The 12,143-nt window shown below is 32.9% G+C and carries 16 protein-coding genes; 5 read left to right on the top strand and 11 right to left on the bottom strand.

Annotated elements, in window-relative coordinates; all coding sequences use genetic code 11:
* Positions 1-110: 110 nt before the first annotated feature.
* The 11 genes from HNP25_RS06400 to HNP25_RS06350 all read right to left on the bottom strand — a co-directional run bounded on the left by HNP25_RS06400 (position 111) and on the right by HNP25_RS06350 (position 8,319).
* The gene (locus HNP25_RS06400; RefSeq protein ID WP_184132100.1) at positions 111-1,019 is read right to left on the bottom strand and encodes a helix-turn-helix domain-containing protein; all 909 of its coding nucleotides are present in this window, start codon (positions 1,017-1,019) and stop codon (positions 111-113) included.
* 146 nt (positions 1,020-1,165) lie between these two features.
* Entirely contained in the window at positions 1,166-2,044 is an 879-nt protein-coding gene (locus HNP25_RS06395) for an AraC family transcriptional regulator (protein ID WP_184132098.1), read from the bottom strand.
* A 125-nt stretch (positions 2,045-2,169) separates the two neighbouring features.
* Positions 2,170-2,658 (bottom strand): DUF6691 family protein, encoded by a 489-nt coding sequence (locus HNP25_RS06390; RefSeq protein ID WP_184132095.1) that lies wholly within the window; start codon positions 2,656-2,658, stop codon positions 2,170-2,172.
* Between the two features lie 4 nt (positions 2,659-2,662).
* Positions 2,663-3,229 (bottom strand): YeeE/YedE family protein, encoded by a 567-nt coding sequence (locus HNP25_RS06385; RefSeq protein WP_184132092.1) that lies wholly within the window; start codon positions 3,227-3,229, stop codon positions 2,663-2,665.
* 7 nt (positions 3,230-3,236) lie between these two features.
* Positions 3,237-4,649 (bottom strand): MBL fold metallo-hydrolase, encoded by a 1,413-nt coding sequence (locus HNP25_RS06380; protein WP_184132089.1) that lies wholly within the window; start codon positions 4,647-4,649, stop codon positions 3,237-3,239.
* Positions 4,650-4,720: 71 nt separating this feature from the next.
* Positions 4,721-5,359, bottom strand: coding sequence for a DUF1275 family protein (locus HNP25_RS06375; RefSeq protein ID WP_184132085.1), 639 nt, complete (start codon positions 5,357-5,359; stop codon positions 4,721-4,723).
* A 59-nt stretch (positions 5,360-5,418) separates the two neighbouring features.
* Positions 5,419-5,790 carry an ArsR/SmtB family transcription factor gene (locus tag HNP25_RS06370; RefSeq protein WP_229202804.1) on the bottom strand — a complete coding sequence of 124 codons (372 nt, stop codon included), beginning with the start codon at positions 5,788-5,790 and terminating at the stop codon, positions 5,419-5,421.
* Between the two features lie 159 nt (positions 5,791-5,949).
* The gene (locus tag HNP25_RS06365; protein ID WP_184132078.1) at positions 5,950-6,273 is read right to left on the bottom strand and encodes a DUF3817 domain-containing protein; all 324 of its coding nucleotides are present in this window, start codon (positions 6,271-6,273) and stop codon (positions 5,950-5,952) included.
* 1 nt (position 6,274) lies between these two features.
* On the bottom strand, positions 6,275-6,736 hold the full coding sequence (locus HNP25_RS06360; protein ID WP_184132075.1) for a hypothetical protein: 462 nt from the start codon (positions 6,734-6,736) through the stop codon (positions 6,275-6,277).
* Positions 6,737-6,806: 70 nt separating this feature from the next.
* Complete coding sequence (locus HNP25_RS06355) at positions 6,807-7,397, bottom strand: TetR/AcrR family transcriptional regulator (RefSeq protein ID WP_184132072.1); 591 nt, start codon at positions 7,395-7,397, stop codon at positions 6,807-6,809.
* A gap of 130 nt (positions 7,398-7,527) precedes the next feature.
* On the bottom strand, positions 7,528-8,319 hold the full coding sequence (locus tag HNP25_RS06350; protein WP_184132070.1) for a cyanophycinase: 792 nt from the start codon (positions 8,317-8,319) through the stop codon (positions 7,528-7,530).
* Between the two features lie 282 nt (positions 8,320-8,601).
* On the opposite strand from HNP25_RS06350, the gene HNP25_RS06345 reads away from it, so the two are divergent.
* From HNP25_RS06345 to HNP25_RS06325, 5 genes are all read left to right on the top strand, one after another.
* A complete protein-coding gene (locus HNP25_RS06345; protein WP_184132065.1) occupies positions 8,602-9,015 on the top strand; it encodes a DUF4279 domain-containing protein in 414 nt (137 codons plus the stop codon).
* Positions 9,016-9,265: 250 nt separating this feature from the next.
* The gene (locus HNP25_RS06340; protein ID WP_184132062.1) at positions 9,266-10,024 is read left to right on the top strand and encodes a DUF3667 domain-containing protein; all 759 of its coding nucleotides are present in this window, start codon (positions 9,266-9,268) and stop codon (positions 10,022-10,024) included.
* A 15-nt stretch (positions 10,025-10,039) separates the two neighbouring features.
* On the top strand, positions 10,040-10,321 hold the full coding sequence (locus HNP25_RS06335; protein ID WP_184132059.1) for a putative quinol monooxygenase: 282 nt from the start codon (positions 10,040-10,042) through the stop codon (positions 10,319-10,321).
* 61 nt (positions 10,322-10,382) lie between these two features.
* Positions 10,383-11,258 (top strand): CE1 family esterase, encoded by an 876-nt coding sequence (locus tag HNP25_RS06330; RefSeq protein ID WP_184132056.1) that lies wholly within the window; start codon positions 10,383-10,385, stop codon positions 11,256-11,258.
* 96 nt (positions 11,259-11,354) lie between these two features.
* The gene (locus HNP25_RS06325) at positions 11,355-12,041 is read left to right on the top strand and encodes a TerC family protein (RefSeq protein ID WP_184132053.1); all 687 of its coding nucleotides are present in this window, start codon (positions 11,355-11,357) and stop codon (positions 12,039-12,041) included.
* Positions 12,042-12,143: the final 102 nt, after the last annotated feature.

Raw genomic sequence — 12,143 nt, 5'->3', positions numbered from 1 at the left:
TTCAATAATTTGAATATGTCCATTTTTGTAATATTCAAATAAAAAACATTACAAATTTAACAGCAAAGAAACCCTTCTGTGATTCAAAAACAATTTAATAACATTCAAAATCAATACATTTCTAAGTATTGCTTCGGAGTAAAGCCTGTTTGACTTTTAAAAAATCTGGAAAAATTACTGGGCGTTTGGTCGAATAGCTTAACAGCAATTTCTGAAATTTGTAGGTTAGAAAATTTTAGAAGTGTTTTGGCTTCTAAAGTAAGCATTTCATTCAATAAGTCTTGAGCGGTTCTGTTCGTGCTATTTTTCACACATTTATTCAAGTAATTGGGACTTATATTTAAAATTTTAGAATAGTCTGCTACATGTTGTTTTTGGTAAATGTGCTGTGCTAAAGCATTTTTGAATTGTTCTGTAATCTGGAAATAGGCATTTTTGGTTTTCTTTCTCTCGGCTGGAAGCTCTTTCTTAATTTCTTCAAAAAGCGTTAAAAGATAAGTGGCTACTAAATTCAGATTTAGTTCCTTTTCATCTTCATACAAACCAAGTAGGCGCTCTAAAAGGTACTCAATATAAACTTTACTTTTTTCACTAATTGAGATGACGGGATTTGACTGAAGTTGAAAAAATTGAAAGGTTTCGTTCAAATAATTTTTGGGTAGAAAAGGGAATAATTGATCATCAAAATGCAAAAAGTAACCTTCCACATCTTCAGACATCACTTCGTGTTCAGTTATCTGAAAGGCTGGGAGGAAAAATAGCTGAGATGCTTGAAAATCATATTTATTCAATCCTTTACTTCTTCTTGAAAAACCTTTCTTGAGGTAAATAATATCGTGTACCGTTTTGCGATGCGGTGGCAATGGGAAAGATAATTTTTGAAAGAAATCTTCAATACGGTTTACATGATAATACTTATGTTTTGTTTCAGAAACAGTTGGTTGCCATTCGATTGTTTTGTAATGAAAATCGTTTAAATCTTCTGGTCTAAGAATAGGTATTAGTTCTGGTCTATCCATTGAATGCTTAAACGGTTTGTGATTAAATCCATTAAAAAAATCTTAATTTTATAAAATTATTGATAATTTTTAAGATTATTTACACAAAACCAGTTTAAACTTTTCGAAATATAGTTTAGCTAATGGAATAAGTGAAGCCATTAAAATTACCGATTCATTAGCCGAAATTGTTCAGGAGTTTGATGAACGTCTTTCTTAAAAACTCTGATGAAGTACGAACAATCTTCATAACCAAGATGATAGGCGATTTCGCAAATCGACATACTTGAGTGCAATAAAAGCCTTTTTGCCTCTAGCACAATGCGGTCACGAATCAATTCTCCAGCCGTTCTTCCCACAATTTTATTACAAATGGCATTCAAATAATTAGCTGTAATATTCAATTGGTCGGCATAATCTTTCACAGATTTATAATTTCGATGCTGTTCTTCAATCAAATTTTCAAAATTTTTGATTTTAGAAATACTTGCTATCGCAGTTTCGTCTCGATAATTAGGTCGATAAACCCGAAGTGCTTGAATCAGAATTTGCTTTAAAATAGTTTTGATATAGGCTTCATAATTTATTTTTTTCCTTGAATACTCTTCAATGATTTCCTCAAAAAGGTTTACTATTGCTTTTCCCTGAGCTTCATCAAAAATAACCATTGGCTCATCGTTTGGGCTATTATTGAAAAAAGGTAAAGCATTCAAAGCAAGGCTTTTTTCATCTGTTTCGTAAAATTCTTTCCTAAAGAAAAAAGAATATCCTTCAATATCGTCGCTCAATTCCCATTCGTGTACTTGTCCTTCGTTCATCATAAAAAGCTGATTCGGCACTACTTCATAATGTCTAAAGTCAATGTCATGTGTTCCTGAGCCACTTTTTATATAAATCAAATTGTAGAAATCATGACGATGAGGGAAATCAGCAGGCGTTAAAGTCTTGGCATGAATTTCCAAACGCCTGATGTCCATAGTCATCAGAATATGTTTGTCGCAACAATTAAGTTGCTCGATGGTGATGATGGGAATTGGTTTTTTCATGTTAGACAAAAGAGATAAGATGAAAGAAACAAGACCCAAGACAAAAGACTTAGAAACAACACAATTTGTATCTTGAATATTAAGTCTTGCTTCTTGCCTCTTGCTTCTTTAATCCATAAAAAATCTTAACTCGGCAATTTATCTTTTAAATAGCCATAAGTCCAAGTACCAGCGATGGCACTTGCTAAAGTAATGGTAACAACGATAAATCCGTTTCCAATTTGAGCAAACAATGGACCAGGACAAGCACCAGTCATTGCCCAACCTAAGCCAAAGATTAAACCACCATAGATTTGTCCTTTGTTAAATACTTTATCGTGAAAAACGATTTTTTCTCCTGAAATGGTTTTGATATTGAATTTTTTAATCAAAAAAACTGAAATCATTCCTACCACAACCGCCGTACCAATTACGCCGTACATAAAAAATGATTGTAATCGAAACATTTCTTGAATTCTAAACCATGAAATAATCTCAGCTTTCGTAAAAACAATTCCAAAAATTATCCCAATCAACATATATTTAAAATTCCCCGCTAAAGGTTCTTTCTTTTTTTGGTCGTTTGGTGCATCACACACAAACTCTTCATTGATTAAAACTTCTGATTTTTGCATTTTCTTAGAACAGTTTAAAGATTAAAGGTAAAAGTAATTGGGTCATCAAAAAGCCACCAACCATGAAGGAAATTGTAGCAATTAATGAAGGTAACTGTAAAGTTGACAAACCCATAATGGCATGTCCTGACGTACAACCGCCCGCATAACGAGTACCAAAACCTACCATAAATCCACCAATTACAAAAAAGAATAAACCTTTAAGCGTGAAAATATTATCGACACTGAATAAATCAGCAGGCATTAAATTTGAGAAATCGGTAATGCCTAAAGCTTTTAAATCAGTAATCGTACTTTCGCTGATGACGATTATATTTGGGTTCGATAAAAACTGACCAGCGATAAAACCACCTATCAACACACCAGCCACAAAGAAAAGATTCCAGATTTCCTTTTTCCAATTATAATTAAAAAATGGAATATCCGCAGGAAAACAAGCTGCACAAATATGACGAAGGGATGAAGAAATCCCGAATGATTTATTCCCAATAATCAGTAAAGTTGGAACGGTCAGCCCAATCAATACTCCTGCCACTGCCCAGTGCCAAGGTTGACGAATTAATTCTAACATTATGTCTTTATTTTAATTTAGAAGGACAAACAAAATCTGTTTTTGGTACGGAAGTTTTAGCGATTTCAGCGAAGCCACCAGCAATATCAACTACATTATCAAAACCACGAGCTTTCAGAATTGAACTTGCCATCATCGAACGATAACCGCCAGCACAATGAATATAATTGGTTTCTGTTTTAGAAAACTCTGCCATATTATCACTCAAAACTGCTAAAGGAATATTCATGGCTTCATCTACGTGTTCGGCAGTATATTCCGTTTGTTTGCGAACGTCTTTTACAACAAGTTTCCCTTCAGCTTCTTCAAATCTTTTAGCAAATGCTGTTGCTGAAATAGATTCAATACTATCCGTTTCTTTTCCTGCTTCAATCCAAGCTTTTATTCCACCAGACAAATAGCCAATCACATTGTCGTAACCAACACGAGATAAACGAGTGATTACTTCATCAATGTTTTCTTCCTCAGCCACGAAAAGAATTTCTTGTTCAATGTCTGTAACTAAAGTACCAATCCAAGGAGCGAAATCGCCTTTGATACCAATATTGATAGCATTCGGAATGAAAGCATCTTTGAAAACTTGAGCTGTGCGAGTATCAATTACCAACGCTCCAGTTTCATTCGCTGCCGCCTCAAAAGCCTCTGGCGATAATGCCTGAACGTTGTTTACAATGTCGTCAATACTCTTAATGCCCGTTTTATTCATCATTACATTTTTCGGGAAATAATAAGGTGGCGGTAAAAGTCCATCCGTAACGGCAGCAATGAAATCCTCTTTGGTTTGTTCTTTCAAAGCATAATTTGTCGCTTTCTGATTACCCAAAGTATCAAACGTTTCTTTACTCATGTTTTTCCCACAAGCTGAACCAGCACCATGAGCAGGATAAATAATTAAATCATCCGACAAAGTCATGATTTTATTTCTGAGCGAATCGTACAAAAAGCCTGCTAAATCTTTCGTAGTGATACTTCCTAATTTTTGGGCTAAATCTGGACGACCAACATCTCCAATAAAAAGTGTATCTCCAGAAAATAAACAATGTTCATGACCATTTTCGTCGATTAATAAGTAACAAGAAGATTCCATCGTATGCCCTGGCGTGTGAAGTACTTTTATACTTACTTTACCTACTTGAAATACTTGGTTATCTGTTGCGATGATACAATCAAAACTTGGATTGGCATTTGGTCCATAAACAATTTTTGCGTCTGTTTGACGAGATAAATCTAAATGTCCCGAAACAAAATCTGCATGAAAATGGGTTTCAAAAATATATTTAATTTTCGCTCCATTTCTTTCAGCCTTAGCAATATAAGGTTGTACTTCACGAAGTGGATCAATAATAGCTACTTCTCCTGCTGATTGGATATAATAAGCACCTTGTGCTAAACATCCTGTATAAATTTGTTCTACAATCATTTTAAGATAAAATTTAACTAACTGTTTTAATGATTTAGTTTATTGATTTTAAATGGGTTAAATATAAATTCTTATAATTTTTTATTCAAAATAAGGACTAAAACAACGCTATAAAATATAATTGGCAACCATAAAATATTGATTGTACTGTAAAAAAAGGCTGTTACTCCACCTACAATAAATCCTGCAATGTTTAGCATTTTAACTACGAAGGCTTTCAAGAAATCCTGCTTACATTCACTTGAAAAATTACCAAAAAAATACTTGGCAATGTCTAATCCAGAAGCCATAACAACCCCAGTAATTTGTGAAGCTCTAACTTGGTTTTCGCTATGATTCGCCCCAAAAGCATTTTGTGTACTTGATACAAAAAAGAGTAACCAAACAATTAAATGTTGTGACCAAACAGCAAGCAATAGAATCATTAAGTTCAACAAAACTGGTAAAGCTTTTACATATACTTTATCTATTTTTTTCCCGTAATAAAAACAGGATGAAGCCCAAAAAGAACCAATCCAATACATAAAAATATAAGAACAAGTAAGCAGTATATTCTTCGTAGTTAGTGTTCCACTTGATACGATACTTGAACTATAATGACCCGTTACGTTTGTTACGACTAAGCCAAGAAGGACAATTCCCAATACATTGATGATTCCCGAAACAAATGAAAAGGAGAATGAAGAAATATATGTTTTCCTAGTAATCATTTATGAATAAATTTAAAATTAATATATGTTGTTTTTTTCATATAGTGAATCTAAAAAAACTACATGTTGCAATCACAGTTTTCTATACAAGCTAAAAGCTTAGTGATTTCTTTTTCTTTTAATTCATAATAGACATTCAGACCATCTTTCTGAGATTTCAAAATTCCTCTTAATTTCATGTTGATTAAATGATGTGAAACCAAGGATTGCTCACATTCAAGTACTTTGCAAATGTCATTTACGCCCATTTGTCCTTCTTGGCTCAATAAATCAATAATCGCCAAACGAACAGGATGTGCAACAGTTTTCAGGATATAAGCAGCTTTCTCCATTTTCTTTCTGCTTTCTTGAAATCTTTCTTTGAGGTTATTTTCTAAAACTTCCATTTTCTTCTGATTAATTACAATACAAATATATGATAATATTTTCATATAGTGCAAACTAAAAATTCGATGAAACTGAAAAACTGGTCATAATCGGTAAAAAGTACTGTATATAAACTAATTTGTCCGACAGAAAATGGGTAGAATGAAATGAGCTTAGGCTATTTCTACACAGAGTAAGCTCATCTTATGAATAAAGTTAATAATTTAATTAGCTTCTTTACTTTTCTGTATTTCCTTCAAAATTGTATGGTCAATATAAAAAGTGCCAAAAGGTAAAATACTGGCTAACAATACTTTCCAAGTTGTCTTTGTAAATTTCCAGTTTTCTTCAACGCTCACACTCAAAGCATTCAGGATAAAAAGAATGAATAATGCACCGTGAATTGGTCCTAATATTTTTGTTCCTGCCGGACTATCCATATAATATTTCATTGGCGTAGCGATAAAAAGTAAAAGGATAAACGATACTCCTTCTAAAAAAGCAATGATGCGTAAACGCCCAATATTGGTAGAAAATAATGTTTTCATCTTAAAAATGTCTAAATAAAACTCTGTGTGCAAAAGGAGAAAATGGCCAAGGAATAGCAATAAAAATGATAAAGAAAGCTAAAGAAAACCAAACAAAAATCGTTTTGAATTTTTCTTCATCTGTTTTTCTTCTTTTTGCTAAAGCTGAGCCAATTGTTAAAACAATAATGGCAATCGACATCAAAAAAATGTGTATCAAACCGAAAAAAGTAAATTCTAAGTTTTTACTAGCCTCTTTAAAATTACTCAAAAAATATTGAACCGTCGGACTTTTGAAGTAAAGATTAATACCAACTGCCAATTGAATATGAGCAATCGTTGCCGTCCAATGTCGTACAGCATTGTCTGTTTTACTAAAAAAAGTTTGATTTTTTAAACCCCTGAAAGCCCTAAAAAGCGAATAAATAATACTGACTAAGACAAACCATCTCATCAGTGAATGAATGAATAAAAGTATCTGCATCTATTTTTGAATGTTAATGATGCAAAGATACTTCAAAAACATACCGAATAGTATGTTTTTGAAGAAAAAATTATTCTAAACTTTCAAAATATGACTTTAAAGCCTTTAAATAAGCTTGATAATAGTCGTTTGTTCCATACAATTTTCCAAGATTTCTGATTCCGCCGTAGCCCGAAGTAACAAAAATGGCTACTTCTTTACTATTAACTGCTGCTTTTACTAAGCCTAAATTTTTTGCTCTTTCTATCGCATTTTCTATTGCCAAAAGCATTTGATTCATGATTTTAGAAAGTGCTTCACTAAATTTTTCATTTAAAGGAGCCATTTCTTGAATCAAATTATTGGTTGGACAACCGTATTTTATCTGTAAATATGGATCTTGAATCAATAAATATTCCATCATTTCATAAATAGCATTGAGCGGATTTTCTGAAGATAAAAGTGGTTCAAGCAACATTTTTCCCATTGTCTGCTCCATCATTTCATTAATTACAGCCAAACCCATTTCTTCTTTATTTTTGAAATGATAGAAAAAAGCTCCTTTGGTTACTTTGGTAGTAGCAATAATATCGTCAATACTGGTCGATTGATAACCATTAATATAAATCAATTCAAAAGCTTTTTGAAGTATTGTTAATCGAGTTGCAGCGGCTTTACCCATGAAATTAAGATTATTGAATGCTTTTAATTACACAAAGATGTATGATTTCAATGTGTTGCTATTACTTTACAAAATAACGCCTTTGAAAATTCCAATAATCATTTTCAAAGGCGAATCAGCAGAAAAAATATTATATTTTTATTTTCTTCTTTTTAACTAAATCAAATTTATCTCCTTTTTTCAAGAAATAAAGTTTCATGGCTTCTTTACTTTGCTCTGCATCAAAAATCAGGACTTGGCTTTCTCCCAAAACCTCAGCGGATTTATTATTTTGAACATAAACGGCAGTATTTTCATCAATCCCAATACCCAACAAAGTTGGATATTGGAGAATCAAACCCATTAAACGGTTTTCCCTTTGTCGTTTGATAAAGTGCTGATCTACAATCACATTAGGCAGTAAACCCAAACCTTTTTTTGTTTCAACTTGCGTGCCATCAATAACGTCTAGCTTTCCATTACCAGTAATCATTTTTTCAGACATAATCGCTGTTCCAGCACTTGTTCCCGAAAAAACAACATTGTGATGATACCTTTCGTGCATAGCTTTAAAAATCGTTTCATCTTCCAACACTTTCATGATTCTAACTTGGTCGCCACCTGTAAAGAAAACACCTTTGGCTGTTTTTAGTTGATTCAAAAGTACTATTTTCGATTCAGCAGTCAGCGGAGCAAAAGGTGCGGAAACAACTTTTATAGGCGACAACGCTGAAATATCTTTTTTGATAGATTCAAAACCAACTTCTTGTTCGCCACTTGCCCAAGGAATAATTAAGATTTCACCTTGCTCTTTACCACTTAATTCAATCAGTTTATTGAGGGCATCCGCTGGACGCTTTCCACCACCGATGACGATTAAATGTTCTTGAGCATAGGTAAAACTAGTACAAAATAAGATGATACATAAAATTTTCTGAAACATAATTATAAGGATTATTTGTTGAAGAATTTTCTTACAATATCGTAAATCTAAACTGGAAAAAATAGCTTCTATACATTCTGTCTTAGTTTTATTGGGTTTATTAGGGTTTGTTTTGGAAGGTGTGGGAAAGGAATTAGCATATAATAAATTCTAAACAGAAAGATGTTTTGGATTTTTATGTTTAAGGTTATTGTGATACTTTAGGGGATTGGGAGGTTTAAACACTCTAACAGCCTTAAATATTTAGAAGTTGGCAACCACTTTGATTAAACAAACAAAACAATGTATCAAGACGACTACAACACTTGTAACACTACATATACAACCCTAAGAATATACTCTGAGAGTTTATCTCCTCAGGATATAACCAAATATTTAGAAATAGAGCCATCTGAAATTATTGACAAAAGCATAGAGAAAGATATTTTGATGGGTGAAAATATAACTTTTAATGCTTGGTTCTTAACTTCTAAGAACATAATATCTTCAAAAGACAGCAGACGACACATTGATTATATCGCAGACAAATTGTTGCCAATTAAAGAAAAAATAAAAAACCTTACCAGACAAGATGTCGAAATTGATATTAGCTGTGTTTGGATGTCAGAAAGTGGACAAGGTGGTCCAACACTTTCACCACAACAACTCTCAAAACTTGCGGAACTAGAATTAGAAATATGGTTTGACATTTATTGATGATAATTTCACTGTTGGAGTTTGTTCTCCAACAAAACGAGCGAAAGCAACGCACCAATCATCAAAAACCAAATTTCATCTAAAGTAGTGCGTAAATCCTGATAGAGACAGTATATCATTAGAAAATCATAATACATACTTACAAATATTGAACTCCTTCGGAGTATTTGGTTTTTCTCACAAATCTTATACTTCCTATTTTACAAAATCAATGTAAAATTCATATCTTTCAGTATCAACTCATTAATTTATGACTAACTGTAAGAACTGTAATAGCCATTTTGAAGGAAATTTTTGTAATGAATGTGGACAAGCTGCTGATACACACGAGATTAATTCGCATTTTCTTTGGCATGATATCCAACAAGGTCTTTTGAATTTAGATAAAGGTATTCTATTTACACTCAAAGAGTTATCTACTCGTCCTGGCTATTCTATCAAAGAATTTATTGCTGGACGAAGAGTACAGCATTTCAAGCCGATTTCATTTGTGCTGGTAGTTGCTGGGATTTACGGCTTTGTTATTCATTACTTTGATATTACTTCGTTTTTCAAAGCGATTCCTGATGTTGATACAAAAAAGGTAGTAGATGTCTCCAAAATTATCGACTGGATAAGTGCTAATTATGCTTTATCAACTTTAATTTTGATTCCAATTTCTTCGCTAAGTACATATTGGGCTTTCAAAAAGGAACGCTATAATTTTATTCAACATATTGTTATTAATGCCTTTATTTCGGGTTTTCATATTGCTTTGAGATTATTTTTTTTCCCTCTTGTATTAATATTTGATAGAAAAAATGGCTTAGGCATTTTAACGATTCCAGATGTTATTGGTATTGCATATACTTTCTGGGTACTTATTCAGCTTTTCGACTACTTACCGCTAAAATCAAGAATACTAAAAATTATTTTATCTTATATCTATTTAGGTTTGGTGTATCTTCTTTTTGTGTTTTTATCTGGTGCGGTGGTTGGTTTACTTTTGGCAAAATTAGAACATAGATAAAAAACTTAAATAACGATGAAACACGTTTTAATTATTCATGAGGTAGCGGATTATCCCGCTTGGAAAAAAGTATTTGACAATGCCGCTGGCATCAGAAAAGAGGCGGGAGAAATCTCATATCAAGTTCTAAAATATGAGCAAGAACCCAATAAAATCGTACACTTTTCGGTTTGGACTTCTATTGAGAATGCCAAAAACTTCTTTGAGTCGCCAAAATTAGTGCAGATTAGAAAAGAAGCAGGCGTAAAATCCCCTGAATTTATTTATTTGGATGAGCTTGAAGCAGGAGTTCTCTGAAGAAAATCAATAATTTCAAACACTAAATATTATTACCCAATCCAAAACATCTCCATTTACTATGAAAAAAACACTTACACTGCTATTTTTTATCTGTACCTTTCAACTAGCATCAGCACAAATCCTTACAGATTCGCTGACGATTGAAAACCATGCTCGAAGTTACCATTATATACCTTCCACGAAGCCAAAAGCCGCTTTAGTTTTTATTTTACATGGCTCGCAAGGCGATGGATTGATGACTCGAAATAGTGGTAATGGTAAGGATACAAAAAGAATTGAGGAATTGGCAAAAAAAGAAAATGTACTTCTGGTGTACCCTAATGGCTACAAACGCTATTGGAATGAATGCAGAAAAACAGCGAATTCGGCTGCTAATCAAGAAAATATCAACGAAGAAGCTTTTTTCGGACAAATGATTACTTACTTTAAAGAAAAATACCAAATTGACGAAAAGAAAGTATTCGCTGTTGGTACTTCTGGCGGTGGACACATGGCGTACAAATTAGCCCTAACGATGCCCGAAAAGTTTAGAGCCATCACAGCAATCATTGCTAATTTACCTGATACTAACAATCTTGATTGTGCTGAAAAGCACGTCGCTAAACCCGTTATGATTATTAACGGTACTTTAGATCCGATTAATCCCTATCAAGGCGGAGAAGTAAAACTGGGTCCGACCGTCAATTTAGGTTTCGTTCGTTCAACCGACCGTACTTTTGATTATTGGGCAAGTCTTGCAGGTTATAAAGGCGAGCCAACTTTAGAAAAACTGCCAGATAATGATCCGAACGACCATAAAACCATTGAGAAATATACTTTCAAAGCAAAGAAAAAACCAGAAGTTACATTATTGAAAGTAATCGGCGGAAAACATGATTATCCAAATGATATAGACGTATATTTGGAAGCTTGGGCTTTTTTTATGCGGAATTAAATAGAATTTTTCATTGAAAAGAAACAAATATGTTGACTGGTACAATATTTCAACAAAAAGTAGGTTTAGCCTAAAAACTCAATTAAAGATTAAAACATGACAACAGAAATTCTAATTTCACTCATCACGCTTATCGTTCTCGAAATCGTTTTAGGTATCGACAACATCATTTTTATTTCTATTCTATCTGACAAATTACCAGCAGAGAAACGTAAAAAAGCCCGTTTAGTTGGACTAAGTTTAGCACTGGTTACTCGCTTAATTTTATTAGCTGGAATCAGTTGGATTATGAAACTCGACAAAACACTATTTACAGTTTCAGGAATTGATTTTTCAGGAAAAGACTTGATTCTGATTGTTGGAGGCTTATTTTTATTGTACAAGAGTAACAAAGAGATTTTCGAAAAGACTGAAGATGAACACCCTGAAAAGCCTTTTATTTATAAATCTTTTTCAAAAATTATTGGGCAAATTATCATCTTAGATTTAGTTTTTTCCATTGATAGTATCATCACTGCGGTTGGTTTAGTCGATGAACTTTGGGTAATGTACACGGCAGTAATTGTGTCGATTTCAATCATGATGATGGTTGCAGGTGCAATCAGTGATTTTATCAGTAAACATCCATCTTTAAAAATTCTAGCACTTTGTTTTTTGATGATGATTGGTATTACGCTCATCGCAGAAGGTTTAGCTTTCCATATTCCTAAACAGTATATTTATTTCTCAATGGCATTTTCGTTTTTAGTGAATGTGATTCAAATCAGAAAAACTGCAAAGTAAATACAACAAAAACATGAGTCATCCCGAATTTTCTCTTGAAAAAGTGAATTTTAAAAGATTTCAATGTTTTTTGGATTGGTTCTCGTCCTTACTTTTTGCCTT

The organism is Arcicella rosea (assembly GCF_014204325.1).
GTDB lineage: Bacteria > Bacteroidota > Bacteroidia > Cytophagales > Spirosomataceae > Arcicella > Arcicella rosea_A.
This window is presented reverse-complemented; position numbering and strand designations above follow the sequence as displayed.

Coding starts and splice junctions, on each gene's coding strand:
- HNP25_RS06390 (WP_184132095.1), bottom strand. CDS start 2,658: ATGCAAAAATCAGAAGTTTTAATCAATGAAGAGTTTGTGTGTGATGCA.
- HNP25_RS06350 (WP_184132070.1), bottom strand. CDS start 8,319: ATGTTTCAGAAAATTTTATGTATCATCTTATTTTGTACTAGTTTTACC.
- HNP25_RS06330 (WP_184132056.1), top strand. CDS start 10,383: ATGAAAAAAACACTTACACTGCTATTTTTTATCTGTACCTTTCAACTA.
- HNP25_RS06360 (WP_184132075.1), bottom strand. CDS start 6,736: ATGCAGATACTTTTATTCATTCATTCACTGATGAGATGGTTTGTCTTA.
- HNP25_RS06375 (WP_184132085.1), bottom strand. CDS start 5,359: ATGATTACTAGGAAAACATATATTTCTTCATTCTCCTTTTCATTTGTT.
- HNP25_RS06355 (WP_184132072.1), bottom strand. CDS start 7,397: ATGGGTAAAGCCGCTGCAACTCGATTAACAATACTTCAAAAAGCTTTT.
- HNP25_RS06395 (WP_184132098.1), bottom strand. CDS start 2,044: ATGAAAAAACCAATTCCCATCATCACCATCGAGCAACTTAATTGTTGC.
- HNP25_RS06370 (WP_229202804.1), bottom strand. CDS start 5,790: ATGAAAATATTATCATATATTTGTATTGTAATTAATCAGAAGAAAATG.
- HNP25_RS06345 (WP_184132065.1), top strand. CDS start 8,602: ATGTATCAAGACGACTACAACACTTGTAACACTACATATACAACCCTA.
- HNP25_RS06340 (WP_184132062.1), top strand. CDS start 9,266: ATGACTAACTGTAAGAACTGTAATAGCCATTTTGAAGGAAATTTTTGT.
- HNP25_RS06335 (WP_184132059.1), top strand. CDS start 10,040: ATGAAACACGTTTTAATTATTCATGAGGTAGCGGATTATCCCGCTTGG.
- HNP25_RS06400 (WP_184132100.1), bottom strand. CDS start 1,019: ATGGATAGACCAGAACTAATACCTATTCTTAGACCAGAAGATTTAAAC.
- HNP25_RS06325 (WP_184132053.1), top strand. CDS start 11,355: ATGACAACAGAAATTCTAATTTCACTCATCACGCTTATCGTTCTCGAA.
- HNP25_RS06380 (WP_184132089.1), bottom strand. CDS start 4,649: ATGATTGTAGAACAAATTTATACAGGATGTTTAGCACAAGGTGCTTAT.
- HNP25_RS06365 (WP_184132078.1), bottom strand. CDS start 6,273: ATGAAAACATTATTTTCTACCAATATTGGGCGTTTACGCATCATTGCT.
- HNP25_RS06385 (WP_184132092.1), bottom strand. CDS start 3,229: ATGTTAGAATTAATTCGTCAACCTTGGCACTGGGCAGTGGCAGGAGTA.